Source organism: Chryseobacterium sp. X308 (assembly GCF_020733145.1).
Taxonomy (GTDB): Bacteria; Bacteroidota; Bacteroidia; order Flavobacteriales; family Weeksellaceae; genus Chryseobacterium; species Chryseobacterium cupriresistens.
Window position 1 is genome coordinate 81807 of the sequence record NZ_JAJFZH010000018.1, and the last position, 26159, is coordinate 107965.

The 26159-nt window shown below is 36.8% G+C and carries 22 protein-coding genes; 13 read left to right on the forward strand and 9 right to left on the reverse strand.

Annotated features, from left to right (window positions below):
* Nucleotides 1-10: 10 nt before the first annotated feature.
* Nucleotides 11-2779, reverse strand: a complete 2769-nt coding sequence (locus LIV57_RS17580) for a TonB-dependent receptor plug domain-containing protein (protein WP_227943653.1) — start codon at nt 2777-2779, stop codon at nt 11-13.
* Between the two features lie 417 nt (nt 2780-3196).
* Nucleotides 3197-5527: an ATP-dependent helicase gene (locus LIV57_RS17585; RefSeq protein WP_110010888.1), complete on the reverse strand. Its 2331-nt coding sequence runs from the start codon at nt 5525-5527 to the stop codon at nt 3197-3199.
* 291 nt (nt 5528-5818) lie between these two features.
* On the opposite strand from LIV57_RS17585, the gene LIV57_RS17590 reads away from it, so the two are divergent.
* The 3 genes from LIV57_RS17590 (at nt 5819) to secG (ending at nt 9705) form a co-directional block, all read left to right on the forward strand.
* The gene (locus LIV57_RS17590; RefSeq protein ID WP_047429324.1) at nt 5819-7132 is read left to right on the forward strand and encodes a M16 family metallopeptidase; all 1314 of its coding nucleotides are present in this window, start codon (nt 5819-5821) and stop codon (nt 7130-7132) included.
* Between the two features lie 52 nt (nt 7133-7184).
* Complete coding sequence (locus tag LIV57_RS17595) at nt 7185-9230, forward strand: M16 family metallopeptidase (protein WP_227943654.1); 2046 nt, start codon at nt 7185-7187, stop codon at nt 9228-9230.
* Between the two features lie 133 nt (nt 9231-9363).
* Complete coding sequence (gene secG, locus LIV57_RS17600) at nt 9364-9705, forward strand: preprotein translocase subunit SecG (protein WP_227943655.1); 342 nt, start codon at nt 9364-9366, stop codon at nt 9703-9705.
* 51 nt (nt 9706-9756) lie between these two features.
* On the opposite strand, the gene LIV57_RS17605 is transcribed toward secG, so the two are convergent.
* Nucleotides 9757-10590, reverse strand: coding sequence for a glycosyltransferase family 2 protein (locus LIV57_RS17605; protein WP_227943656.1), 834 nt, complete (start codon nt 10588-10590; stop codon nt 9757-9759).
* A 1-nt stretch (nt 10591) separates the two neighbouring features.
* Nucleotides 10592-11203, reverse strand: coding sequence for a recombination mediator RecR (recR, locus tag LIV57_RS17610; protein ID WP_202843333.1), 612 nt, complete (start codon nt 11201-11203; stop codon nt 10592-10594).
* Nucleotides 11204-11440: 237 nt separating this feature from the next.
* Here recR and LIV57_RS17615 point away from each other — a divergent pair, with 237 nt between their 5' ends.
* The 6 genes from LIV57_RS17615 (at nt 11441) to LIV57_RS17640 (ending at nt 16089) form a co-directional block, all read left to right on the forward strand.
* Nucleotides 11441-12046: a hypothetical protein gene (locus LIV57_RS17615; RefSeq protein WP_202843335.1), complete on the forward strand. Its 606-nt coding sequence runs from the start codon at nt 11441-11443 to the stop codon at nt 12044-12046.
* A gap of 23 nt (nt 12047-12069) precedes the next feature.
* Complete coding sequence (locus LIV57_RS17620; protein WP_110010882.1) at nt 12070-12561, forward strand: hypothetical protein; 492 nt, start codon at nt 12070-12072, stop codon at nt 12559-12561.
* 80 nt (nt 12562-12641) lie between these two features.
* On the forward strand, nt 12642-14084 hold the full coding sequence (locus LIV57_RS17625; RefSeq protein ID WP_227943657.1) for an aminoacyl-histidine dipeptidase: 1443 nt from the start codon (nt 12642-12644) through the stop codon (nt 14082-14084).
* Between the two features lie 66 nt (nt 14085-14150).
* Nucleotides 14151-15119, forward strand: coding sequence for a hypothetical protein (locus tag LIV57_RS17630; RefSeq protein WP_142018736.1), 969 nt, complete (start codon nt 14151-14153; stop codon nt 15117-15119).
* 1 nt (nt 15120) lies between these two features.
* Nucleotides 15121-15702 (forward strand): TIGR00730 family Rossman fold protein, encoded by a 582-nt coding sequence (locus LIV57_RS17635; RefSeq protein WP_227943658.1) that lies wholly within the window; start codon nt 15121-15123, stop codon nt 15700-15702.
* An 18-nt stretch (nt 15703-15720) separates the two neighbouring features.
* Entirely contained in the window at nt 15721-16089 is a 369-nt protein-coding gene (locus LIV57_RS17640; RefSeq protein ID WP_227943659.1) for a hypothetical protein, read from the forward strand.
* A gap of 64 nt (nt 16090-16153) precedes the next feature.
* Here the strand turns inward: LIV57_RS17640 and LIV57_RS17645 are convergent, their stop codons facing one another.
* Together LIV57_RS17645 and LIV57_RS17650 are read right to left on the reverse strand one after the other, a co-directional pair.
* Nucleotides 16154-16483, reverse strand: coding sequence for a 2Fe-2S iron-sulfur cluster-binding protein (locus tag LIV57_RS17645; protein WP_034697026.1), 330 nt, complete (start codon nt 16481-16483; stop codon nt 16154-16156).
* Nucleotides 16484-16495: 12 nt separating this feature from the next.
* Nucleotides 16496-17551, reverse strand: a complete 1056-nt coding sequence (locus LIV57_RS17650) for an NAD(P)/FAD-dependent oxidoreductase (RefSeq protein ID WP_227943660.1) — start codon at nt 17549-17551, stop codon at nt 16496-16498.
* A 153-nt stretch (nt 17552-17704) separates the two neighbouring features.
* Here LIV57_RS17650 and LIV57_RS17655 point away from each other — a divergent pair, with 153 nt between their 5' ends.
* A complete protein-coding gene (locus LIV57_RS17655) occupies nt 17705-18475 on the forward strand; it encodes a DUF3108 domain-containing protein (protein WP_227943661.1) in 771 nt (256 codons plus the stop codon).
* Nucleotides 18476-18882: 407 nt separating this feature from the next.
* Here the strand turns inward: LIV57_RS17655 and pheS are convergent, their stop codons facing one another.
* Both pheS and LIV57_RS17665 read right to left on the reverse strand, forming a co-directional pair.
* On the reverse strand, nt 18883-19893 hold the full coding sequence (gene pheS / locus LIV57_RS17660; RefSeq protein WP_227943662.1) for a phenylalanine--tRNA ligase subunit alpha: 1011 nt from the start codon (nt 19891-19893) through the stop codon (nt 18883-18885).
* A 126-nt stretch (nt 19894-20019) separates the two neighbouring features.
* Nucleotides 20020-20679, reverse strand: a complete 660-nt coding sequence (locus LIV57_RS17665) for a YceI family protein (protein ID WP_034697022.1) — start codon at nt 20677-20679, stop codon at nt 20020-20022.
* Nucleotides 20680-20754: 75 nt separating this feature from the next.
* Here LIV57_RS17665 and LIV57_RS17670 point away from each other — a divergent pair, with 75 nt between their 5' ends.
* Nucleotides 20755-21690 (forward strand): sulfate/molybdate ABC transporter ATP-binding protein, encoded by a 936-nt coding sequence (locus LIV57_RS17670; RefSeq protein ID WP_227943663.1) that lies wholly within the window; start codon nt 20755-20757, stop codon nt 21688-21690.
* A 249-nt stretch (nt 21691-21939) separates the two neighbouring features.
* On the opposite strand, the gene LIV57_RS17675 is transcribed toward LIV57_RS17670, so the two are convergent.
* The gene (locus LIV57_RS17675; RefSeq protein ID WP_062675403.1) at nt 21940-22284 is read right to left on the reverse strand and encodes a zinc ribbon domain-containing protein YjdM; all 345 of its coding nucleotides are present in this window, start codon (nt 22282-22284) and stop codon (nt 21940-21942) included.
* A gap of 583 nt (nt 22285-22867) precedes the next feature.
* On the opposite strand from LIV57_RS17675, the gene LIV57_RS17680 reads away from it, so the two are divergent.
* Both LIV57_RS17680 and LIV57_RS17685 read left to right on the forward strand, forming a co-directional pair.
* Entirely contained in the window at nt 22868-24073 is a 1206-nt protein-coding gene (locus LIV57_RS17680; protein WP_227943664.1) for an RsmB/NOP family class I SAM-dependent RNA methyltransferase, read from the forward strand.
* 185 nt (nt 24074-24258) lie between these two features.
* Nucleotides 24259-25926, forward strand: coding sequence for a GLPGLI family protein (locus LIV57_RS17685; protein WP_227943665.1), 1668 nt, complete (start codon nt 24259-24261; stop codon nt 25924-25926).
* The last annotated feature ends 233 nt before the right edge of the window (nt 25927-26159 follow it).

Consider the following 26159-nt stretch of genomic DNA (forward strand, 5'->3'; position numbering starts at 1 on the left):
TTTGATTTATTTAAAAATTAAAATTAAGTCTTGCGAAGACATATCTACCATTCTGTCCAAACTGAGAAGTGGAACGGGAATAGATAAACTGATCATTATTAGTAGAAGCGGGAAGGTTTTTCGTTGGATAGATATCAAACAAATTGTTTACTCCTAAAGTCAGTCCTACATTTTTAGTAAACTGATAAGCAGCAGATAAATCCGTAATGATCTTATCTCCGATCTGCTGGTGTTCGTTAAAATCAATGATTCCGTCTCCGTTTACATCAATAATATCAGCGCCTGTTACTTTTCCGAAGTAAGTATTTCTCAGATAGAAAGTGGCATTCTTCCATGAAAGCGTATGCGAAAGACTTGCTTTTACTCTAGGTACAGCTTCTTCCAGATACACTCTTGATTTCTCAGAAAAATATACTTTCTCTAATTGTGGCGACTGCAGAAGACCTGCAGAATGGATATCCCCAACCTGTTTTGTTTTATTAAGATTGATAGCAAAGTTGTTATCCAACTTAAATTCTGAGAATCTGGCATTGTGTGAAATCACAACATCTAAACCTTTTGTTTCCGTATCAATAGCATTCGTAAAGAATTGCGCAGCATTGATTCCTAACTGATCATAAGCTTCCTGTGCTTTCTGAGGAACGCTTGCTTTTAAGAACTGGTCTGTAAGAATAATACGGTCATCAATTCTCGTGAAATACCCGTCTGCTGTAAAGCTAAGACCGACCGAAGGAATTCTGTAAGTAAATCCTACACTTGCTGATTTGGAAGTTTCCTGCTTCAGCTTTGGCATATCCAAAAGCCCTGCGAGCTGAGAATCATTGCTGAAAGTTCCTACTTCCAACAGTTGATTATTGGTGAACAACGTAGAGGTTACATTATAATAGATCTGGTGGATAGATGGTGCTCTGAATCCTGTAGATCCCGCAAATCTTACATTGAAATTAGGGGCAACCTTGATTCTTGAAGCTAGTTTATAATTGAATGTAGACCCAAAATCCGAATAGTTTTCATATCTCGCCGCTGCATCTACCAATAACCAATTGGTAAAGTTGAATTCAACATCTGCATACGCTGCTACCGACTGTCTGTTTTTATCGACTGCATTTCCAGGTTTAAACCCGTTGAATACCTGCGATCCTCCCGGAAGCAATGCTCCGAAAAAATCTGTAGGTCTTACAGAATTTCCGTTCCAGACATTTCCAGAAACATCATAGGTCGCATAAGAAGCTTCTTCTCCCTGGGTAATTTTAAAATTCTCATAACGGTGCTCACCTCCAAAGGCTACATTGATTCCTTCCCATACATCATATTTCTTAGAAAAATCTAAATTGATCGTATTTTGAGAAAATCTTAAACCACCTGCATTAAACTCCCTTGGTGAAGCAAAACGCAAAGAGGTATTTCCTGTATTCTGAATATTATAGGTAAATGAATTCTGTCCGTACGTATTACTGAAATCAATATTCCAGCCTTCCCAGTTTCCTTTAATTCCCGCTGCTAATGAAATATCCTGAATATCTGTTCCGATCTGTGGAAGATAACCGTTAGGATACAATCCTGTAAAAGTTCTGCTTTCACTTGGTCTTCTGTAAAAACCTCCGGAAGTTCCGTGTCTTATACTATAACCACCAAAAGTATATACTTTCCAGTTGTCACTTACAGGGATTTCTGCATTCACAAAAAGCTGGTGATTGTTAAGTTTAGACTGCCCTACCTGCATATTAAAGTCCTTTCTGGTCTGTCCTCGGTAAGCCAGCTCCTGATCCGTAAAATAATTAAGCTGATCTCTGGTAAAATTGGCAGATTTCAAAACATTCTGTAGTGCAGAAATGGTATTCGCTCCCTGGATTGAATTTTGTAAATCCTGAGAAAAATAGCTCACATTCTGTGCATACTGATGAATATAATTCACAAGCTGCTGTGAGTTAGGTGTATTGTTAATATTCGTAAAAAGAGAAGAAAGGTTCACTCCGTCATTCAATGCACGCTGTTCAATGGCATTGTAAGCGTTGTAAATAGGACCACTTTCTGTTCCTGCTCTATACGTCGGATTTCTGAATTGTGAAGACCATGTAATATTAAAAAATCCTCCTTTGGTTCCGATTTTATTTCCATAGTTCAAATCCAGCTGGATATTTTGGCCGTCAAAATCTCCGGTATGATCATTAGCCGTTGGCGTAAGGTTTCCGCCATAGCTGATCTGCCCTGCCAACTTCCCTGTATCTCTTTTAAGATCCAGGTTAATAACACCGGCAATGGCATCAGATCCGTATTGTGCAGCCGCTCCATCTCTTAATACTTCAATTCTGTTTAAAGCAAAAGAAGGAATGGCGTTCAAATCTGTACCAACAGTTCCTCTTCCAGGTGTTCCGTTTACGTTTACCAGTGCTGAAGTATGCCTTCTTTTTCCGTTAACCAAGACCAAAACCTGATCAGGTCCCAAGCCTCTCAACTGTGCAGGATCCAGGTGATCTGTTCCATCTGAATTGGTCTGAATGGTGGAAGTAAATGAAGGGGCAACCGCATTCAGAATTTGTCCAATATTGGTTTGTGGAAGGATAATAGAAGATTCTTTAACATTAAATACATCTACAGGAACCGGACTATCTGTTTTGGATCTGGCACCGGCTCTTGAACCCAGTACGACTACTTCTTCAACATTATTGGTCTTTATGCTGTCTTTATTTGTTTTTATGCTGTCTTTTTCCTGTCCATAAGTAAATACACCGAGGAAAAATAAAACAGAGGCCGAAAGAATAGTTTTCTTATTTTTCATAGTTTAGAATTTTGATAACATTTATGTTTTTACAGGGTGCAAATGTAAAATTTATTTATTAGTCTACAAAATAGATAGACTTTGTTTTTATAAAAAATAGTTATCGTTTCTTTCTATCCCGTATTTAAAGTTATGATAATTTAAGAACATTTCAATAAAAAACATTGTTTTATAAAAGATTAACAGTAAAATAAATTTTGAAAAACGCGATGTACGCTAAGAAATTCTTACTTAGTAATTATTTTTACGATCGCAAGGACACTTCGTTCAGCAAGGAAAATTATCTCTGCTAAGTGTAGCGCCTTTGCGATCGAAAAGATCTAAACACCGTAATAGTTACATTGTGAACTTAGCGCTTAAACAATAAAAAACGGACTCAAACTTTGAATCCGTTTCTTTTATATTTTTATTTTGAAATTAAATCTTAGTCAGTTTAGCATATTTCAGGATCAGATTTTTTTCTCCTTCGTGCATGAAAACTACTTTTGCTTTGATATTCTGTGGATCTGTTCCGTCCAGGAAAGTCACTTCTCCAATTCCGAAACGGTCATGTCTCACTTTGTCTCCTACTTCAATATCCTGAGAAGAAGCTCCGCTTGGGTTGATAATTTTAGCCGTGCTTACCGGTTTCAGCTTTCTGACTTCAGGAGCAGGCTTGGAAGTATCTCCTCTGTCGATGGTCTTTTTCTCAACCTTTTTGAAAGATCTCATTTCAGATGGATGCTCATCAAAGATATTGGATTTCACGCCTGAATTATTGATAAACCTTTTTTCCAGGGCAGGATTAAGGAATTCAATATATTCATCATCAATTTCACTTAAGAATCTTGAAGGCTCAGCATCCGTAATTTTTCCCCATTGAAAACGGGAAACAGCATAGGAGAAGAAGGCCTGTTTTTCTGCTCTTGTCAATGCCACATAGAATAATCTTCTCTCCTCTTCCAGGTCTTCTCTGGTTGCAGAGCTCATAAAGCTAGGGAAAAGGTTTTCTTCAAGTCCCACTAAGTGAACCACCGGGAATTCCAGTCCTTTTGAAAGGTGGATCGTCATCAGAGAAACCATATCATCTTCCAGTTCTTTATCCTGAGTATCTGCAGAAAGGGCAATATTTTCCAGGAAATTGGAAAGACTCGGATCTCCATCTTCAAGCTGCATCTGTTCTTCAATGAACCCCTGCATAGAGTTCATCAATTCCTGTACGTTTTCTACTCTGGAAATTCCTTCAGGAGTCTGATCATCTTTTAAAAACTTGATTAAACCACTTCGTTTTGCCACTTCCATAGCAACACTGTAAGCCGTTTCTGTTTTCAGCAATACCTGAAAAGCTTTGATCATTGACCAGAAGTCATTCAGTTTGTTTAAAACTCCATTGTTCAAACCTAGCTGCGGCGCATACATCGGAAGATTCTCCAATACTTTTGAAACAGCAATATTGTGGGCATCAGCAAAAACGATCAGTTTATTCTGTGTCGTTTCTCCAATTCCTCTTGCAGGATAATTGATTATCCTCATCAATGCTTCAGAATCATTTTCATTGATCAGCAGACGAAGGTATCCAATAAGATCTTTTACTTCTTTTCTTTGATAAAAAGAAAGTCCTCCATACACTTTGTACGGAATATTTTTACGTCTCAGGGCATCTTCAAAAGCACGTGTCTGAGAGTTGGTTCTGTATAAAATAGCAAAATCGCTGTATTTTCTCTGGTCACGGTTACGAAGTTCCCAGATATTTCCTGCCACGAAATTGGCTTCATCAGCATCGGAAAGAGATCGGTATATTTTGATCTTATCTCCCTCTTCATTATCACTGAATACATTTTTCTTAAACTGCTGCAGGTTTTTAGCGATAACAACATTAGCTGCGTTTACAATATTCTGTGTAGAGCGGTAATTCTGCTCCAGAGATACCGTTATAGCATCGGGATAATCTTTTTTAAAGTTTAAGATATTGTAGATATTCGCTCCACGGAAAGAGTAAATAGACTGTGCATCGTCTCCTACCACACAGATATTTTCAAATTTCGAAGCCAGAGCTTTTACGATAAGATACTGAGAGTGGTTGGTATCCTGATACTCATCTACCATGATGTATCTGAATCTGTCCTGATATTTTGCCAGTACTTCCGGGAAACGGGTCAATAGTTCATTGGTTTTCAATAAAAGATCATCAAAATCCATAGATCCGTTTCTGAAACACTGATCTACGTATTTCTGATAAATCTGCCCGATGAATTTCATATTCGCTTTTTCATCCGCTTCCATCAGTTCCGGATTGTTGAAATAAGCTTTTACGGTAATCAGATTGTTTTTATAAGTTGAAATTCTTGCCTGAACTTTTTTAGGTTTATAAAGATCAGCATCAATATTCATATCCTTCAGTACTTTTTTAATCACATTCAGGGCATCCTGCTGATCATAAATGGTAAAATTGGAAGGATACCCGAGATAATGGGCTTCAATCCTTAAAATTCTTGCAAAAACAGAGTGAAAGGTTCCCATCCAAAGGCTTCTTGCATTGCTGTCCCCTACTACTTTTGCAATACGTTCTTTCATCTCCCGTGCTGCTTTATTGGTAAAGGTAAGCGCCAGAATATTGAAAGGGTCTATTCCGTTGTGTATCAAATGGGCAATACGCATGGTCAGTACACGCGTTTTACCGGAACCTGCTCCGGCAAGTACCATCAAAGGTCCCTGTAAAGAGGTAACAGCTTCATATTGTGATTCGTTGAGTCCTTTCAAATAGTCCATACAGCAAAAAATTTTGGGAACACAAAATTAAGGTATTCGGAGGAGAATTCAAACTTTCATGTAGAAGTTAGGGATTTTGGTAATCAATATTATTGTCAATAGTCAATTTTGCTTCGCAAGTGAATGGTGAATGATTATTCTTGGTCTCAAATCCCGCAACCCGAATCACGTAACCAATTGACAAGCGAAGCGAATTCATCATTCACTATTCACCGTCACCTTTATATTTATACACATTCTGTAACATTTAATTCACTTTTCATACTAATTGGTAAACAATTTCTAAATTTTATGAAAAAGCGACTTCTTTCTGCTGCTGCCGTAGCTTTCTTCGGGCTCATGCTGAATGCACAGCAAATCAAATTCGAAGAGTATGACCTTCCCAATGGTCTGCATGTAATTCTTCATCAGGATAATTCGGCACCGGTGGTAACGACAGGTGTAATGTATCATGTAGGTGCAAAAGATGAAGTAAAAGGCAGAACAGGTTTTGCTCACTTCTTTGAACACCTTTTATTCGAAGGAACTCCTAACATCAAGAGAGGAGACTGGTTTAAAATCGTTTCTTCAAACGGAGGGCAGAACAACGCCAACACGACCAATGACAGAACGTATTACTATGAAACATTCCCTTCCAACAATGAACAGCTTGGTCTTTGGATGGAGGCAGAAAGAATGCGTCACGCTGTTATCAACCAAATTGGTGTAGATACTCAGAGAGAGGTTGTAAAAGAAGAGAAAAGATTAAGAATGGATAACCAGCCTTATGGGAATCTTTTCACGACTATTCAGAAAAATTTATTCACAAACCACCCATACAACTGGCCGACAATCGGTTCTATGGAGGATTTGAACTCTGCTAAACTAGAGGAATTCCAGGCGTTCTACAAAAAATATTATGTTCCGAATAATGCTACTTTAGTGGTTGCAGGAGATATCAAGCCTGAGCAGACTAAGAAATGGATCGAAACCTACTATGGAGGCATTCCAAAAGGAACCCTTTATCCAAAAGATTTCCCGAAAGAAACGCCTATCACTCAGGAAAAAGAAGTAACTGCTACAGATCCTAACATCCAGCTTCCGGCTTATGTGTTCGCATACAGAACTCCGGCTAACAAAGAGAAAGATGCTTATGTTTTAGATATGCTTTCTTCTTATTTAAGCAGCGGTAAGTCTTCGGTTTTATATAAAAAATTAGTAGACCAGGACAAAAAAGCACTTCAGGTGGCTGCTTTCAACCAGGGACTTGAAGACTACAGTATTTTCGCGTTCTTCGCGATTCCAATGGGACAAACTACAAAACAAGCTTTACAGACTGACATTGATGCTGAAATCAAAAAGCTTCAGACTACTTTAATTTCTGAAGAGGATTATCAAAAACTTCAAAACCAGTACGAAAACCAGTTTGTAAATGCCAATTCAAGCATTCAGGGAATTGCCGCTTCACTGGCAACCAACCACGTATTGATGGGTGATACAAATCTGATCAACAAAGAAATCGACATTTACAGATCTATCACAAGACAGGATCTTCAAAATGCTGCTAAAAAGTATCTTAATTCCAACCAAAGAATAATCATCAATTACGTACCTGAGAAAAAGTAATTAGTTAGCTTCTTAGGAGATAATATGATTATTAAAAATTAAATTTTTACAAATGAAAAAGCAATTAACATATATAGCTGCAGCATTTTTCTTTACAGGAATGGTTTCAGCACAAAAAATAGATCTTAATGCAATGCCAAAACCAGGACCTACTCCTGCGATTAACATTGCGAAGCCAAAAACTTTCCAGCTAAGCAACGGCCTTACGGTAATGGTGGTTGAGAACAACAAATTACCAAGAGTAAGTGCCAGCCTTTCTATGGACAGACCTCCATACAACGAAGGAGCAGTAACCGGAGTAAGCAGCATTATGGCTGAGCAGTTCGAAAACGGAACTACCAACATCAGTAAAGACGACTTCAACAAAAAAGTAGATTATCTTGGAGCAAACCTTAATTTCTCTTCGGGAGGTGCTTCTGCCAATTCACTTTCAAAATATTTCCCTGAAGTTTTAGGTTTAATGGCTGATGCCATTATTAATCCTAAATTTTCTGCTGAAGAAATTCAAAACTCTAAGGAGAGAACGATTGAAGGATTAAAAGCTGATGAAAAAAATGCTTCTTCTATTGCTGAAAGAGTATCCAACGCTTTGATGTATGGAAAAAATACTTCAAGAGGTGAGTTTGAAACGGTTGAATCTATCAACAAGATCCAGCTTGCTGACGTACAAAATGTTTATAAAAAATACTACGCTCCGGATAATGCTTATTTAGTAATTGTAGGAGACGTAAAGTTTGATCAGGTAAAGCCTTTGATCGAAAAAGCTTTCAGTGGCTGGAAAAAAGCAAACACTCCTATCACACCATTGGAACCTGCTTCTAATGTTGCCAAAACAGAGATCAACGTAGTAGATGTTCCTTCTGCAGTACAGTCTGTTGTTTCTTTAAACAACCTGAACACCCTGAAAATGAAAGATGCCAACTACTTCCCTGCTACAATCGCCAATTACATCCTTGGTGGTGGCGGTGAAGCCAGACTTTTCATGAACCTTCGTGAGAAAAACGGATTTACCTATGGGGCTTACTCAGAAATGGTGGCCAGCAAATATTCTCCACAATTCTCTGCGAGTGCAAGTGTAAGAAATGAGGTTACAGACAAAGCTGTTAAGGAATTCATGAATGAACTTAATGCGATCTCTACCATAAAACCAGAAGAATTAGCGAACGCTAAAGCTAAATTAAAAGGAGCTTTCATTCTTGCCCTGGAACAGCCTGCCAATATCGCAAGATTTGCTTTAAACCTGAAGGTTCAGGATTTACCTGCTGATTTTTATACCAATTACTTAAAATCTATTGATAAGGTAACTGCAGCAGATGTTTCCAATGCTGTAAAAGCTACAATTTTGCCCAACCAGAGCAGAATTTTCATCGCTGGTAAGGCATCTGATATTTCTGAAGGATTGGAAAAACTGGGTTATCCTGTAAAATATTTCGATACAGAAGCCAACCCCGTTGCAAAACCAACTGTACAAAAAGTGGATGCCAATGTAACCGTTGCATCTGTTGTTGACAAATACATCAATGCTATCGGAGGAAAAGCTAATCTTGCAAAAATCACGTCTTATATAACCAATGCTTCCATGTCTATGCAAGGGCAAAACATCGATTTTAAAATCGTTAAAGCACAAGGCGGAAAAGAACTTACCACGGTAACGGCAATGGGACAGGTTGTTCAGAAGCAGGTATTCGACGGGAAAACCGGCTATTCTATGCAAATGGGACAAAAGGTTGACATCACACCGGAGGAAATTGCCGAAAAACAAAAAAATCCTGAGATTTTCGAAGAATTGGGGTTTGCAAAATCTCCCGACTATAAGTTAGGAGGAATTGAGAAAATTGGCGGGGAAGATTCTTATGCTATTAAAGGTGGAAATACAACCTATTACTACAGTGTGGCAACGGGATTAAAAACCGGAGAGACTAAAAAAATAAAAGCTAAAGGTCAGGAAATGACCATTCCGACAACCTACTCTAATTACAAAGATGTAGAAGGCGTAAAAATGCCTTTCACGATCTCTGTAAGCCAGATGGGAATGGATATGACCATGACTGTAAAGTCTTATGAGATCAATAAGGCTACAGATGCTGATTTTAAATAATAACATCCTATTTTTATAGAAAAAACGGCAACAAATGTTGCCGTTTTTATTTTTATCAACATTTGGCGATATCTTTTTTTGTAATTCAGTAAAAAAAGATTAAATTTGCCCATTCAAAAAGATATCAGAATTAATGGATACTATATTTACACTATTGATGGTTCTTATTATGATTGCCAGTGTCTTATTGGTAATTATTGTTATGGCACAAAATCCAAAAGGAGGAGGCCTTTCCAGTACATTCGGAGGTGCATCATCTGCACAGTTCGGGGTACAGAGAACCAATGATTTCATGGAAAAAGCAACATGGACTCTGGGCGGAACTATCATCGTTCTTATCCTTTTAAGCGTTGTTATTACAGGTAAGCCTTCTCAGGCACTTCCTACACAACAGCCTGCTAAGAAAGAAGCTCCGGCAAAACAGTCAGCTCCTGCTTCTTCTACTACAACTACTCCGGTAGCTCCGGCAAAATAAGAAGAATATCATCTTACATACAACAAAAGCAACTCAGATTGAGTTGCTTTTTTATTTTAACCTGATCTTTTCAATCTGATGCCGAAGCTTTAATCCTGCCTTTAAAAATGAATACTGTACAGGCTTTGATTCTTTATAATATTTATCAATAAAGATCTGCATGGCTCCGTAAAATCTGTTGAGGTATACTTCATCTTTAATGGTACTTTCCCCTTTGTGATGAAGAATTGAAACTTTTCCATAATAGAAGTTTTGATATCCGTTTCTTAAAAAGGTATAACAAAGATCAATATCTTCTCCATACATAAAATAAGCTTCATCCAATCCTCCTATTCTCTCGTAAACGTCTTTTTTAGCCAATAAAAATGCTCCGGTGATTACTTCCACTTCAGCAATAGCATTTTCTTCTATATCGTTTCTGTAATAGGATTTCGAGTTGTTATTTTTAAAATTGGTAAACAGCTTTTCAAATGAATTGAACATATCCGGAACCGATCGCTTGCTTTCAGGAAGGAAATTTCCTCCGGCATCATGCATTCTTACTCCCAGACATCCGAATGAAGGCTGTGCATCTGCAAAATCCAGCAGTTCTTTCATATAAAACCCTTCAAATTCCGTATCAGGATTCAAAAGCAAAATATATTCTCCTTTTGCCTTCCGGACAGCCTGGTTATTCGCTTTTGAAAACCCGCAATTTGTTGCAGAAGATATAAAATGTACGTTGGGAAATTCAGAAATAAGATCTCGCCATGAGCTATCTGCAGAAGCATTATCAATGACAATCACCTCATAATCTATATCCTGTATATACTTCCGGAGCGACAGGAGGCAGCTTCTGAGCAATTGGGTAACATTGTAATTAACTATAATAACAGATAACTTCATATTAGTCCTTTTCGTTGTAAGGCAGTCTGTTGATAATAGATCTTCCTAAAGAAATTTCATCTGCATATTCCAGTTCATCCCCTACAGAAATTCCTCTTGCAATGCTGGAAAAATTCACATTGAAATTTTTAAATTTTTTGTAAATATAATAGGCGGTGGTATCTCCTTCCATCGTAGCACTCAGTGCGAAAATAAATTCCTTTACCTGTCCGTCATTCAGTTTCTTTTCTATGCTTGGAATATTCAGCTGGCCTGGCCCTACTCCTTCCATGGGAGAAATTTTCCCACCGAGAATCAGATATTTTCCTGTATACTTTCCTGTATTTTCGATCGCAATCACATCTCTTACATCTTCTACAATACAGATCAGTTCACCGTTTCTCTTTTCATTGCTGCATATTTCACAAATGTCAAAATCTGAAAAATTATGACATTCTTTACAATATTTTATTTCATTGACAAGATTAATCAGGGAGTTGCCAAGGCTTACAGCTCTGGAATTGGGCTGCTTCAGCAAATGTAATGCTAATCTCAGAGCCGTTTTCCTGCCAATTCCGGGCAGCCCGGAAATTTCATCTACTGCCTTTGCCAATACTTTACTAGGGTAATCCATAAGTACAAAAATAAGGATTAAAGTTGATAATTGATAGTGAATCGTGAATGGTCAATTCACTTCGTTTGTGAATTTGTATAAAGTGATTATTGACTATTGACTTTGCGCAGTAAAAATTGACAATTGACCATGAAATTAATGTCCCATTATGATATTTTATATTTCCCGTGTATCTGAGAACACTAAAAAAACCTTTATATTTGCGGCTTAAATTAAATATGAAAAAAATAAACTGATATGGTACTTAACAATCTTAATTATCCACTGGATTTCAAATTCAAAATCACTACTTTAGCAAGTGACTTTAACATTACTGACAAAAACGGAAATTATGTGGCATATGTCCGTCAGAAAATGTTCAAGTTAAAAGAAGATGTTATTGTTTTTAATGATGAAAGCAAGTCTAAGGAACTTTTCAGAATTAAAGCTAACCAATGGATTGATTTCAACGCTTCTTATTCTTTGAACGACCTCATCGACAACAAAAACTTCGGCAGGCTGGCAAGAAAAGGAATGCGTTCTCTGTGGAAAGCAAGTTATGATATCCTGGATGCACATGATCAGCCTAAGTTTAAAATTCAGGAAGATAGTGCATGGGTAAGATTCTGGGACAGTTTTGTAGGAGAACTTCCTATCATCGGGATGTTTACAGGATATTTCCTTAATCCGTCCTATACTGTGACAGGGATTGATGGAAAGGCTTATTTTAAGCTAAAAAAAATGCCTTCATTCTTCGGAAGAAGATTTCAGCTGGACAGACTGATCGATATTGATGATGAGGAAGAAAGCCTGGTAATCCTTTCTTTATTGATGATGACACTTCTTGAAAGAGCAAGAGGATAAACAAATAATAAAACCACAAAGACATGAAATATGTAATCATTGTATTTTCCGCATTTCTATTGGTAGCCTGTAAAAAGGAAAAAGAAACTGTGTCAGGTTCTGCTCCTGCTGATTCTTTACATATCACTAAAGATACTGCTTCTATCGGACCTTCTTCAGGAAATATTCTGGTGGGAACCATTCCGTTTCCAAAAGAAATCAAAGAATGTTCCTGCTATTTTGCAGCCAGCAAATCTGATTTTGAAAATGAAAGATATATCTATGCGGATGATGCCGGAAAAACAGCATACATGATGCTTGACGGTAAAAGACTGGCGATGAATCTCATTTCATCAAGTGACATGGAAGTAGATGAATTGCTGACCAAAGAAATAGAAAATGATGATTACAAAATTTCTGTAAAAGGTAAAAAAATAAAGGGCGAAGAGGCTTTACTGTTTGAAGGAACTCTGACTATAGAGAAACCGGACGGAACTACATTTACCACTCCGATCTATGGAGAATGCGGATGTTAATAAAGCTAAATCCTACAAAAATGCTTCTGTATCTCACGGAAGCATTTTTTATTTCGTAAATTTGAGAAAAATAAATTTCAATGGAATTATCTAATATAGAACCGCAGATTATATGGAAAAATTTCTCCAGATTAAATGCTGTTCCAAGACCTTCAAAAAAGGAGGAAAAAGTAATAGCTTTTATCAAAGGATTTGGTGAAAATTTAGGACTGGAAACTACGGTAGATGAAGTAGGAAACGTTATTATTAAGAAACCGGCCACGGCAGGAATGGAAAACCGTAAATCTATTGTGCTTCAATCGCACCTTGATATGGTTTGCCAGAAAAACAATGATGTCAATTTTGATTTTGAAACGGAAGGAATCAAAATGGAAATTGACGGTGACTGGGTAAAAGCAAAAGGAACTACTTTGGGCGCTGATAATGGTTTAGGAGTAGCAACCATCATGTCTATCCTTGAGAGTTCTGATATTCCACACCCTGCATTGGAAGCTCTTTTCACGATTGATGAAGAGACCGGAATGACAGGTGCTTTAGGATTAAAACCAGGACAATTGACAGGACAAATCCTATTGAATCTTGATACGGAAGAGGATGATGAAATTGATATCGGCTGTGCGGGTGGTGTAGATGTAACCATCACTCAGACTTACGCTGCAGAAGCATCAAAAGGACAAATTGTAAGACTTGAAGTAAAAGGACTTCAGGGAGGGCACTCCGGAATGGATATCCATAAAGGTTTCGGAAATGCCAATATCATTCTGGGAAGACTTCTTTACAGCGGATTGGACAACCAAAATATTGAACTGGTTTCTATCGACAGCGGAGGTTTGAGAAACGCTATTCCAAGAGAAGGAGTTGCTATAATCTCAGTGAGAAATGCTCAGGAATTTATTGAAAATGTAACGGTTCTTAAAAAAGAGATCTTAGAAGAATTTGCTGCTGTAGAACCGGGAATCCAGATCAATATTGAAAACTCTACGTCTTCCGACAAAGCTATTTCAGAAGCAGATTCTAAGAAAGTGATCCTTACTTTAAAGGCTCTTCACAACGGAGTATACAGAATGAGCCCTGATGTGGCTGATCTTGTAGAAGCGTCCAACAATGTAGCAAGAGTAGAACTGAAAGGCGGAGAACTTAAGATCTTAAACCTTACGAGATCTTCTGTAGATTCTTCCAAATATTCAGTGGCAGAACAATTGAAATCGGTAGCAGAGCTTGCTGGAATGAATGTTGAATTCAGCGGTTCATATCCTGGATGGAAGCCAAAACCTGGTTCAGAGATTGTACAGCTGATGGAGAAACTTTATATTGAAAAGTTCACTGAAAAACCTCATGTAGTAGCATGCCACGCAGGTCTTGAATGTGGTATCATCGGTGCCAACTATCCTGAAATGGAAATGGTAAGCTTCGGACCTACTATCAGAGGCGCACACTCTCCTGATGAAAGAGCGAATATTCCTTCAACTCAGAAATTCTGGAGCTTCCTGAAAGATATTTTAGCGAATATTCCTCAGAAATAGAACATTAAAATTGCTATATTCAATATCCAAAGTCTTATGATTTTGGATATTTTAATTTTTTTAAAGATGAAAATAAAATTACTCTTATTACTTTATTTGATCGTTTGTATTAAAACTTATTCTCAGTCACAGAGATTAATGGGCGAATGGATTTTAGATAAAATTGTACAACCTGATGGGAAAAATTTAGAAATAAATAATCCCAAGTATTCCTTCAGTCTTTTTTACAAAATTAATCAAGATGAATTTGTAATTTCTAAGCAAAAATTCAAAGCGAAGTTTTATACTGACAAGATTATTCTTGAAAATCGTACTTTCAAATACTGGTTTGAAGATAATTATCTAGTCCTACAAGAAGGAAATGAAATATCTTTATTATTAAAGGAAGGAGATTTTATAAAAAAGTTTCCGGAATTTAAACCCAAAATCGAAGTAAGAAACAACGATAGCTTATTGATTGCTAATCAGGTAATTCGTCCAATATTTAATCATGAAAAAAGTTTTGATGACTTCATAATACCCTTAATGAAACAAGAAAACTCAAAAGATATGGATGACTTATATTTTAAAATTGAATATATTTTAACAAAAGATAATAAGATTACTAGTATTAAAATACTTGACAAGCGTACCCCTCAATATGATACACAATTTGTGCAAGCATTAATGCAGGCAGAAAAATATTTTAAAAATCCTTATGGAATAAATATGTTAGTAACTGAAGAAAACTATTTTTTAAAATGGTATCAGGATTTGAGCGATAAATCAGAGAAAGATTTATATCATATTATTGGGAATGGTTTTGAATACTATAATAACAATCAATTTGATAAAGCGATTGAAAACCTCAGTAAGTTGGACAAATTACAAATTAAAGATAATCGCTTCATCTCGAGATTTCGTGAGGGCTATATTAAACTAGGAATATCATATCTTGCAGTTGGAAAAATTGAACAGGCATGTACAAACTTCAAAAAAGCTGGAGGTTTAACAGATTTTGAAGTTAGAAACTATTTAATTGATTTTTGCAAATAATATGAAAAGTATCACCATATTCTGCGGCTCAAGCTTCGGCACAGATAAAATATATGAAGAGCAAGCATTTCTGCTGGGGCAAACCTTAGCAAAACAAAATATACAACTGGTTTATGGTGGTTCGGAAACTGGTTTAATGGGAACAATTGCTAACGGTGCTTTAAGTGAAAAAGGTAAAGTAACAGGAGTCTTACCCCAGTTTTTACAGTCTAAAGAAATTGCTCACAAAAACCTGACAGAGCTTATCATCGTGGAAACCATGCACGAAAGAAAAACCAAAATGAATGACCTTTGTGATGGGGTTATCGTTCTTCCCGGCGGATATGGTACATTAGAAGAATTCTTTGAGATGATCACCTGGGCACAGCTCGGGCTTCACAAAAAACCGATCGGAATTCTGAATATTGACGGATTTTATGATGATCTGATCAAACTGGTTCAGACCATGGTAGATAAAGGATTTTTAAAGCAGGTAAACAGAGATATGCTGCTGATCAGCGATACCATTGATGATCTGCTGGAAAAGATGAGAAATTATCAGGCGCCTACGGTTGGAAAGTGGATTTCTAAGGAGGAAATTTAAGTTTTTATAGTCTTTCATATGAATAACTACAACGTTAATAAAGAAATGCTTGGAGTTGCCACAGCATTTGTAACTATATTCGTTATTGTTCCTGCTCTTTCCTCTTATTTTATGGAAGATTGTAAGACTGCGATGGAAAGAGTCAAGAAGCAAAAATGTAAAATGAGAGTTGAAAGTATTGAAGGTATAAAATCTCTTAAATTAAAGGGAACTATTTCTGAAAGCAATCAGCCTTGTGAATGTTATGACAACGGCCAATGGTGGATTTCCTATAAAGATGAAATAGAACCGGGAGATTACTTTATAAAGAATGAAGGTGAAAGTTACTTAGAAATCATTAAAGAAGACACTCTAATCAGACACGAATATATATGTTCTCAGAAATAAATATAAAAACAAAACCCGTCCGAAAAATCCGGACGGGTTTCTTATTAAGATTAAAAAATATTTTCTAAGGATAAGGAGCAATTTCCACTTCGAGCCCTTCCATAGCATCGGCAATATGTAACTGGCATCCCAATCTGCTGTTGTCTTTCACATGGAAAGCTTCAGCCAGCATGGCATCTTCTTCATCTCCCATCGGTTCCAGACCCGGATCATTGATTACATATACCTGGCATGAAGCGCACATCGCCATTCCTCCGCATACCCCAATAGTACCTTCTTCTGCCAATTCATAGGAACGGATAATTTCCATTAAGTTCATGGACATATCCGTAGGAGCTACGACATCGTGGGTTACCCCTTCTCTGTCGGTGATTTTAATATTAACGTCTGACATAATTCTGCAAAATTAGTCAATTTTTTTCACAACTGCCTTCTCAGCTTCTTTACGGCTTCCGTCGAATCCGTCTACACCACTTACCGTTGTATATTTTAACACGAATTTTTTACCAGGATTTAGCCTGTTGTACACACTCTGACACATTAAAGTCGCTTCGTGGAAACCACAAAGGATCAGCTTCAGTTTTCCAGGGTATGTGTTGATATCTCCGATAGCGTAGATCCCATCAATGTTAGTTTGATAATCAAGAGCATTGTTTACAACGATTGCATTTTTTTCGATATTTAATCCCCAGTTTCCGATCTCACCCAATTTTGGTGTCAATCCGAATAAAGGAATGAAATAATCTGTTTCAATATCGTAAGCTTCCTGGCCTTCTACTTCTACCGTGATGGCTTCTACTTTTCCGTCACCTTTAATACCGGTAACTTCAGCAGGAGTGATTAATTTGATTTTCCCCTGGTTTTTCAGATCCTGAACTTTCTCTACAGAATCCAAAGCTCCTCTGAACTCGTTTCTTCTGTGGATCAAAGTTACTTCACTGGCAACATTGGAAAGGAAGATGCTCCAGTCTAACGCGGAGTCACCTCCACCGGCAATCACCACTTTTTTATTTCTGAAGTGTTCAGGTTCTTTAACGAAATATTCAAGACCTTTTTCTTCATAGTCAGCGATATTTTCAAACGTAGGTTTTCTTGGTTCAAAAGTCCCTAAACCTCCAGCGATGGCAATCGCTTTACATCTGTGAACGGTTCCTTTGTTGGTAACCACCTCAAACCATTCATCATCTATTTTTGTATAAGAAACAGCGGTTTCCCCTAAGGTAAATCCAGGCTGGAACTGCTTGATCTGCTCCATCAGATTATCCACCAATTCTCCTGCATTCACAGAAGGATAACCAGGGATATCGAAAATAGGTTTTTTAGGATAAAGTTCAGCCAATTGCCCTCCCGGCTGTGGAAGTGCATCAATAATATGACACTTCATTTTTAATAAACCAGCTTCAAAAACTGCAAAAAGTCCTGTAGGTCCCGCACCTATGATCAATATATCAGTGGTTATCATAATCTTTAAGATAATTTAATTATACATGTAACTGCAAATTTACTAATTTTAATGCGAAGCATATTTAATTGATTCTAAATAAAAACCTGAGATTTGTCAAATATCTATCATTTAAGATTTTAAATTTGGCAATATTTTTGTAAATGTCTTGTTATGAATAAACTTTTGAACCTTTTTGCTGTATTTATATTCTTTTTAGGCTCTGCCCAGATTGATAATATCGCAGATGGCGAATCTATTACTCTTAGAATCCACTATGGTTTCCTTAATGCGGGAACTGCCAATCTTACAACCAAGCAAACCACTTACAAAGGAGTACCACATCTCTACGTGAAAGGGACAGGACAGACCACAGGTGCCGTAAAAGCATTCTTCAAAGTAGAAGATTTATATGAAAGTTTCATCAATACACAGACGGGATTACCAAGCTTTTATGTCAGAAATGTACGTGAAGGAAGTTACCGCCAGCATTTTGAAACCGTTTTTAATCATGATAACAGCACTTTAATTTTAACAGATAAAAAGACACCGGCTAATGGTTCTAAAGTTCTGAAATCAGTAAAAGGTGTTCAGGATATGCTTTCATGCTTTTATTATTTAAGAAGTAAAAGTCCCGATGAATTGAAAGTAGGAACGGTTATCAATATGAATGTGTGGATTGATGATGAAATGTTTCCTTTCCAGCTGAAAGTAATAGGAACAGAAAATTTAAAAACCAAATTTGGAACTATTAACTGTTTAAAAATTATTCCTTCTGTAAAAAGCGGAAGAGTGTTTAAGGAAAAAGAAGGCGTAACCATGTGGGTTTCCAATGATTCCAACCACATTCCTATGCTGTTGAAAGCTGAACTTGCAGTAGGATCACTGAAAGCGAGTATTGATGATTATAAAAATGTGAAGTATCCTTTAAAGTTCACTAAATAACAATCCTTATTTTTAAAGATAAAACCTGTCTCAAAAGTCAAATAATTTGATTTTTGTCATTGACTACGTCGAATCTTCGATTTCTGACGAAGGAAGAATCTCATCGATAATTAATAACCTGAGATTCTTCACTCCATTTCATTTCGTTCAGAATGACACTTTTGAGACAGGCTTTTTTATTTTCAATGTAATATATTCCTGCTACAAATTGTCTTTATTATAGAGGCGGCCCTACAGTTGCAGCATGTCAATACTTCATTTGAGGTACCTGGCGGTTCCGAACCGAAGTATGGGCATAAGAAACAGACACGTGTAAATTTTTCAATAAGATCAGTTTTTAATTACGTTTTGTTTCTTAGGTCAGTAATTAAAAACAAAAACCTCCGGAGCTCCGGAGGTTTGATTTTTTATAGCGTTTTGAATTGTTCAAGTGTTCTGATATCATTTTCAAAGAACATTCTGATGTCACTCATCTGGTAAAGAAGCATCGTGATTCTTTCAATACCCATTCCGAATGCATATCCTGAATATTTCTCAGCATCGATATTCACATTTTTCAATACGGCAGGGTCTACCATTCCGCATCCCATAATTTCCAGCCATCCTGTTCCTTTGGTAATTCTGTAGTCTGTTTCTGAGTTTAATCCCCAATACACATCAATTTCAGCACTTGGCTCTGTAAAAGGGAAGAAGGAAGGTCTCATTCTGATTTTAGATTTTCCGAAAAGCTCAGTCGTAAAGAACTGGATTGTTTGCTTCAGGTCTGCAAAGCTTACATTCTCATCAATATACAGTCCTTCAATCTGATGGAAAATACAGTGAGAACGTGAAGAGATTGCTTCGTTTCTGAACACTCTTCCCGGAGATAAAATTCTGATAGGCGGCTGGTTTTCTTCCATATAACGCGTTTGTACAGAAGAAGTATGCGTTCTCAAAAGAATATCCGGATTCTGCTCAATGAAGAATGTATCCTGCATATCTCTTGCCGGGTGATATTCCGGAAGGTTAAGCGCCGTAAAGTTATGCCAGTCATCTTCAATCTCTGGTCCGTCTGCTACTGCAAAACCGATAGATTTGAAGATTTCAATAATTCTGTTTTTTACCAGATTGATCGGATGTCTTGAACCTAATTCCAATGGAAATGCAGGTCTTGTAAGATCTTCTTTTTCAACCACAACAGACGATGCGGAAGCATTTTTCAAATCCTCCAGTTTTACAGCCACTGCCTGCTTCAAAGTATTGATTTTCTGTCCGAAATCTTTCTTTTGGTCGTTAGGAACTTCTTTTAATGTTTCGTAAAAATCATTAAGAACCCCTTTTTTACCGTTGTACTTGATTCGGAAGTTTTCGATCTCTTCCTTAGAGGTAGCATTGAAGCCGTTTACTTCGACCAGTAGTTCTTCTATCTTTTCTATCATTATTTTACCCTTTCAAAATGTTTTGCAAAAATACGATTTTAAGTTGAATAATAAGTCCGTCAAAAAAAAATCTGCCTCTTTTTCGGGAGGCAGACTTCAATCACTTATTTCACTTAAATAAAAAAATTATTTCTTTTCTAAAGCTTTAACGCTGATCTGAAGAGTTACCTCGTCTTTGATTACACCGTTTTCAGCAGGAGCCTGGAACTTTACTCCAAACTCTTCCCTCTTGATATCTTTCGGCTCAGTAGCTACACTCACCTCTCCATCTTTTACAGAAACATTAGCTTTAAACTGAACAGGTTTTGTAATTCCTTTAATCGTTAAATTACCATCTAAAAGAGTATTATAATCACCTTCTGTAGCCGGAGTAACCTTTGTAATCTCATAAGAAGCTGTCGGGAATTTTTCAACTTCAAAGAAATCTCCGCTTTTCAGGTGGCCGTTTAATTTTCCTAAATCTTCAGGGCTGTCTTTCAGGTCCACAGAAGTTAAAGAGTTCATATCAGCAACGAATTTTCCGCTTTCCAGTTTTCCGTCTTTCACCGTCACATCTCCGCTTTCAAACCTGATGGTTCCAAAATGGCTTGTATTCTCAGATTTAAATACTTTATATCCCTTCCATTCAACCTTACTGTTTAGCGTATCCAAAGTGAACTGGCTACCTTCTTTGGTAGTTGTCACCTCATTACTTTCACTCGTAAGTGGTTTGTCTTTTTTACAAGAAACCATTACAGCAGCAATAAATAATGCAGGAATAGCTAACGAAAACAGTTTTTTTCTCATTTTTGATTTATTTTTATTAGTTCCGCTAATATAATAAAAAAAATTATGTTTTCATAAAAACCTTACATTTGTAATATGCTATTAGAAATAAACAATTTATTTTTCTCTCACAACAAAGAAAATCCCCTGTTTCAGAACCTTAACCTAAGGTTTGAAGAAAACAGGATTATAGCGCTGGCCGGTGAAAGCGGATGTGGAAAATCTACTCTTCTTAACCTTATCTATGGTCTTTTGGATTGGGAAAAAGGAGAGATCATTTTTAACGGAGCAAAGCTTTTGGGACCGAAAGGAAATCTTGTTCCCGGAGAACCTGAAATGAAATTCGTAGCCCAGAATTTTGATCTTATGCCTTACGCTACGGTTGCCGAAAACGTAGGAAAATTTATTTCTAATATCAATTTAAAACAGAAAAAAGAAACCGTAACGGAGCTTCTTGAGGTGGTGGGACTTCAGGAATTTGCCAACGTACTTCCTAAATTCTTAAGTGGCGGACAACAGCAGAGAGTGGCTATTGCAAGAGCATTATCTGTACTTCCCAAACTTCTTATTTTAGACGAGCCATTCAGTAATCTTGATTTTCCTAGAAAAATTGAACTGAGGGAAAGACTTTTCAGATATGTAAAACAGCATGGAGTTTCTCTGATTATTTCGACGCATGAGCTTCAGGATATTATGCCATGGCTGGACCAGATTGTCATTCTGCAGGACGGAAGACTGATTCAGAATGACAGTCCGGAGGAAACCTACAGACATCCTTACAATCCTTATGTTGCTAAGCTATTCGGGGAAGTGAATATTTTCAGTGAAGCAGAAGCTGAAAATTTCCAGCTTACCAAATTCTCTTATTATCCCAAAGAAATCAAAATCACAGAAACCGGTCTTGAAGCCGAAGTCCTTGAAAGCAGGTTTGCAGGAAATTATTACTGGAATAAATTAAGAGCAAAAGAAAAAGAGCTTGTTGTGTATACGGATGAGAAAATATCAGGAACGATCTGTATTTCGTTTATGTAGGCGAAAAACCAAATTACACATAACTTATACATTCACTTATACTTATCAATAAAAAAAGCACAAACGTAAGAAGCTGTTTTAAAACTTTTTCTTACATTTGTACTTCTAAAGTATAAGGAAATTTTTGGTTAATTCTCTTTCTGCCTTCCAGACGGACATTAGCAATCTTGCAATTAAGTCTGTTGAAAGATTACACTGTCCAATTTTTTCCTTTTCTTTATTTTCAGGGCATAGAAAAACAAAGTTTTCTTATGCTTTCTTTACAAATTCTGACTTAAGAGCCATTGCTCCGAAACCATCAATTTTACAGTCAATATTGTGATCACTTCCGGGTCTCAGACGGATATTTTTCACTTTAGTTCCGGCTTTTACCGGTTTTGGTGCTCCCTTTACAGGTAAATCTTTTATTACCACTACAGAATCACCATCCTGAAGTTCATTTCCGTTGGAATCCAGGATTTTTCCTTCATTTGCGGCTTCAGCAGCGGCTTCTGCCGGATCCCATTCGTAGAAACACTGGGAACATACCATCATATTATCGCTCGGGTATGTAAACTCAGAGCTGCATTTTGGACAAATTACTGTGTCACTCATATTTTTATTTTTTGCAAAGGTAGAACTTTTTAGAGGTTGAAGTCAATAGATAAAGCTCAGTATAGTAGATCATAAGCGCCTGTTAATTTTACACAAACAAGTGAATTAACACAAATTAAATAAACTTGCTGCAAAGAAAATAAAGTATAATAATGAACAGTGTATATTTTGTTAACAAATATTTTTCATTAAGCAAAAAACACAGGTTTATTCGTCTTATAGTAAAAGGCTATCTTCAACAAATAAAAAATACAAATAATCGGAAAATCTTTACAAATTCAGCATTAAAATTTATTTCCACTATATAAAAATTAATAAACATACAGGCCATTCACTACTGAATCTCAGATTGTCAATAGTCAGTTTTTGCTTTGAAAAGTGAATCGTGAATGCGCAACCTTCCATTAGAAAACCGATCTGTACAATATATAATTACTCATATCCTCAACCCGAAACCAAAAATTCACAAGCGAAGCGAATTGATCATTCACAATTCACAACCCTTCATCAACTCCCCCACCCCAAATTCCAAACTCTCAATTAAAAGTCGTATTTTTGCAGATTCAAACAGCGAAGCAAATTTATGGAACTTATTCACAGAAACTTGGCAATCGGAATTCACGATGCCTTACAGGAGACATTTTTTGAGAAAAACAAATATGCCGATAAAGTTATTGAAAGACTTTTGAAAGCCAACAGAAAATGGGGAAGCCAGGACAGAGCCGTTGTTTCTGAAATTTTTTACAATATTATCCGTTGGAAGAAACGCCTTGAATACTATATGGGTGAAGGTGTAAAACCCAACAATATCTACAAACTGATTATTGCGTATTTACTTTGGAGTAAAACCAATTATAAAAAATTTGAAGAATTTGACGGAATCAAAATCGCCGATATTCTTACCAAACTTAAAAAGAACACTGTTCCTACAAAAGCGATAGAACACTCTATTCCTGAATGGCTTGCTGAAACTCTTGAAAAAGAACTGGGTGCCAGCTGGGAAAGAGAAATGATTGCTTTAAACGAGCAGGCTCCTACGGTTTTAAGAGCCAATTCTTTAAGAACAACCACCAAAGAGCTTATCTCTGATCTTTCAGATGAGGGTGTTGTTTCTTATCCTGTTAAAGGTTATCCTGACGCTGTTCAGCTGGAAGAAAAGAAAAATGTTTTCCTTACCACAGCTTTCAAAGAAGGATTATTTGAAGTTCAGGATGCTTCTTCTCAGAAAATCGGATATTTCCTTGATGTAAAAGAAGGACAAAGAGTCGTAGATGCCTGTGCAGGTGCGGGAGGAAAAACATTGCACTTAGCTGCATTAATGAAAAACAAAGGTCAGATCGTAGCATTAGACATCTTTGAATGGAAGCTTGCAGAACTGAAGCGTCGTGCCAAAAGAGCCGGAGCCCACAACATTGAAACCCGTATGATTTCTGATAACAAGGTGATCAAACGTCTTCATGAAAAGGCTGACAGACTTCTGATTGATGCACCATGTTCAGGTCTTGGTGTTTTGAAAAGAAATCCGGATAGTAAGTGGAAAATTGATCAGGATTTTATTGACAGAATTAAAAAGGAACAGCAACAGATCCTTCAGGATTACTCTAAAATGCTTAAAAAAGGAGGAAAAATGGTATATGCTACCTGTTCTATCCTTCCATCTGAAAACAACCTTCAGGTAGAAGAATTCATCAAAAACAATCCGGGATTCAAGATGATTAAAGATGAAAAAGTAATGCCTAGTGAAGGATACGACGGATTCTACATGGCTTTGATTGAGAGAGTTTCTTAATCCAAATACACTAAACGATATTTAAACTACTCTATTTTCTGGAGTAGTTTTTTTTATTTAAAATCTTTCAAAAAAATGTAACATTTTTTGTAACATTTACAGTACGTTTTCTACTAACTGTATAGATTAAACCGGTTTGACGCTGTGAGAAGTTAAGAGTAACTTTGCAGCAAACTCATTTATTTATGCATACAAGAATTGTCTTCAATTTTCTCGCTGTTTTTGTGTACTGTCTGTTTTCTGCACAGACCTATGAAATTCAGTACTCCAGTTCTTATAACGGAAAAGCATTAACAGATCAGCCTTCTACAATTATCTGGGTCAATGAAAAAGAAAATTTCATTCTTAACAGCACGATCAAAGAACAAAAAAGCAGCTATCCTTATGAAATCACTAAGGTGGAAAAGCCATCCAATACTATAGTTTCTTATGCCTTTTTAAAACCCGGCTCAATCATCTCAACCTCAGATGCTGAATCTGTAGGAAAACAGGATTTTGAACTGACCAATGAAACGAAAAAAATTCTGGGATACAACTGCAAAAAAGCCGTCACAAAAGTCAATTCCAATACCATTGAAGTATGGTACACGAATGATCTGAAGCTGAAAGGCGGCCCATCTGTATTGGGCCAGAATTTAGGATTGGTACTGGAAGTGGAAAGAAATAAAAACTCTTTAACAACTGCCGCATCAATTAAAAAAATAAAGAATACCGGAATTGAAAGTATCATAAAAGGAGAAATACAGACAACTGATCAACTGGGATATAAAGACCTTTTATGGAAAAGCAGGTTTACCACGCTGAATGTTTTTGAAAACGAAATCATCAACTTCTCTGATGCCTCAAAATCTGACGGCCAGATAAAAAGATACGCCAAGGGAACTATTATCCTAAAAAAAGTAAAATTTCCTGCTATTACAGAGGGAGAGGCTATTTTTGCAGAACTAAAACAGCAGTCGAACGGAGATGCTTATGACAGAACCGGAACTGTATTTTTTATTCCGCAGGATAAAGAAAAGTCGTTTTTTGACGGCTTGGAAAACGGAGCAAAAACCCTTCCTGTCTACGACAATGGAAACGGAAAACAATATTACGGGGTAACAGCTACCGGCAGCTACAGCCCTGCTATGGAAATGATGCGGTTCTTTACCGCTTTTGGCATTCAGAAATTTAATCATATTCAGCTTAAAGGAAAAGACTGGCAGACCATCAGCCCTTACCGGCAGGATATTACAGAATTAAAACCTGCTTTATCCGGAAAAGAGCTTTGGATAGGAACTTTTATTGGAAATTATGATAAAGGAGGACACAAAGTAAGTCTTGATATTACGATTCATAAAAGCGATCAAAACGTTAATAAAAATAATGTAGCCATCCCGTTATTCAACACTTTAAACATTATGGAAATGGCCGGACAGGACTATTCTACCATGTTCAGTCAGGACAAAGGTCTTCTTGTTGATTTCACTTTGGATAAAGATTTGAAAAACGCTCAGCTAAGATATACCACAACAGGGCATGGCGGTTGGGAAAATGGTGATGAATTTGTTCCAAAAGTCAATTCTATATTGGTGGATGGAAAACCTGTATTTTCATTTGTACCCTGGAGAACAGACTGTGGTTCATACCGTTTATACAATCCGGCCTCCGGAAATTTCCAGGATGGTCTTTCGTCATCAGACCTCAGCAGATCAAACTGGTGCCCGGGAACGGTTACCAATCCTGAATTCATTCCTCTTGGAGATTTGAAAGCAGGTAAACATACGATTCAGGTAAAAATTCCACAAGGTCCTACCGAAGGAACAAGCTTCAGTTCATGGAATGTTTCCGGTGTATTACTGGGGGTTCAATAAAAACAAAACCTTCTTGCATGAGAATTGCAAGAAGGTAAAAACACAAATGATGAAAAAAAATTATTTCGAGCCACAAAGTAAGGGGTAAAATTTATATAATTACTTACCATAGATTAATAAATATGTCATTTTTATTTCGTATAGAGATTATGCAATTTTAGTCGCGACGAAAAAAATTAATCAAAAACATCTTAATTCAAATAAATAGTTAAAATTTTTAACCTTTTTTTTAT

Bases quoted from the DNA above. Each gene is read 5' to 3' on its own strand.
- LIV57_RS17580 (WP_227943653.1), bottom strand. From the start codon at position 2,779: ATGAAAAATAAGAAAACTATTCTTTCGGCCTCTGTTTTATTTTTCCTC.
- LIV57_RS17585 (WP_110010888.1), bottom strand. From the start codon at position 5,527: ATGGACTATTTGAAAGGACTCAACGAATCACAATATGAAGCTGTTACC.
- LIV57_RS17590 (WP_047429324.1), top strand. From the start codon at position 5,819: ATGAAAAAGCGACTTCTTTCTGCTGCTGCCGTAGCTTTCTTCGGGCTC.
- LIV57_RS17595 (WP_227943654.1), top strand. From the start codon at position 7,185: ATGAAAAAGCAATTAACATATATAGCTGCAGCATTTTTCTTTACAGGA.
- secG (WP_227943655.1), top strand. From the start codon at position 9,364: ATGGATACTATATTTACACTATTGATGGTTCTTATTATGATTGCCAGT.
- LIV57_RS17605 (WP_227943656.1), bottom strand. From the start codon at position 10,590: ATGAAGTTATCTGTTATTATAGTTAATTACAATGTTACCCAATTGCTC.
- recR (WP_202843333.1), bottom strand. From the start codon at position 11,203: ATGGATTACCCTAGTAAAGTATTGGCAAAGGCAGTAGATGAAATTTCC.
- LIV57_RS17615 (WP_202843335.1), top strand. From the start codon at position 11,441: ATGGTACTTAACAATCTTAATTATCCACTGGATTTCAAATTCAAAATC.
- LIV57_RS17620 (WP_110010882.1), top strand. From the start codon at position 12,070: ATGAAATATGTAATCATTGTATTTTCCGCATTTCTATTGGTAGCCTGT.
- LIV57_RS17625 (WP_227943657.1), top strand. From the start codon at position 12,642: ATGGAATTATCTAATATAGAACCGCAGATTATATGGAAAAATTTCTCC.
- LIV57_RS17630 (WP_142018736.1), top strand. From the start codon at position 14,151: ATGAAAATAAAATTACTCTTATTACTTTATTTGATCGTTTGTATTAAA.
- LIV57_RS17635 (WP_227943658.1), top strand. From the start codon at position 15,121: ATGAAAAGTATCACCATATTCTGCGGCTCAAGCTTCGGCACAGATAAA.
- LIV57_RS17640 (WP_227943659.1), top strand. From the start codon at position 15,721: ATGAATAACTACAACGTTAATAAAGAAATGCTTGGAGTTGCCACAGCA.
- LIV57_RS17645 (WP_034697026.1), bottom strand. From the start codon at position 16,483: ATGTCAGACGTTAATATTAAAATCACCGACAGAGAAGGGGTAACCCAC.
- LIV57_RS17650 (WP_227943660.1), bottom strand. From the start codon at position 17,551: ATGATAACCACTGATATATTGATCATAGGTGCGGGACCTACAGGACTT.
- LIV57_RS17655 (WP_227943661.1), top strand. From the start codon at position 17,705: ATGAATAAACTTTTGAACCTTTTTGCTGTATTTATATTCTTTTTAGGC.
- pheS (WP_227943662.1), bottom strand. From the start codon at position 19,893: ATGATAGAAAAGATAGAAGAACTACTGGTCGAAGTAAACGGCTTCAAT.
- LIV57_RS17665 (WP_034697022.1), bottom strand. From the start codon at position 20,679: ATGAGAAAAAAACTGTTTTCGTTAGCTATTCCTGCATTATTTATTGCT.
- LIV57_RS17670 (WP_227943663.1), top strand. From the start codon at position 20,755: ATGCTATTAGAAATAAACAATTTATTTTTCTCTCACAACAAAGAAAAT.
- LIV57_RS17675 (WP_062675403.1), bottom strand. From the start codon at position 22,284: ATGAGTGACACAGTAATTTGTCCAAAATGCAGCTCTGAGTTTACATAC.
- LIV57_RS17680 (WP_227943664.1), top strand. From the start codon at position 22,868: ATGGAACTTATTCACAGAAACTTGGCAATCGGAATTCACGATGCCTTA.
- LIV57_RS17685 (WP_227943665.1), top strand. From the start codon at position 24,259: ATGCATACAAGAATTGTCTTCAATTTTCTCGCTGTTTTTGTGTACTGT.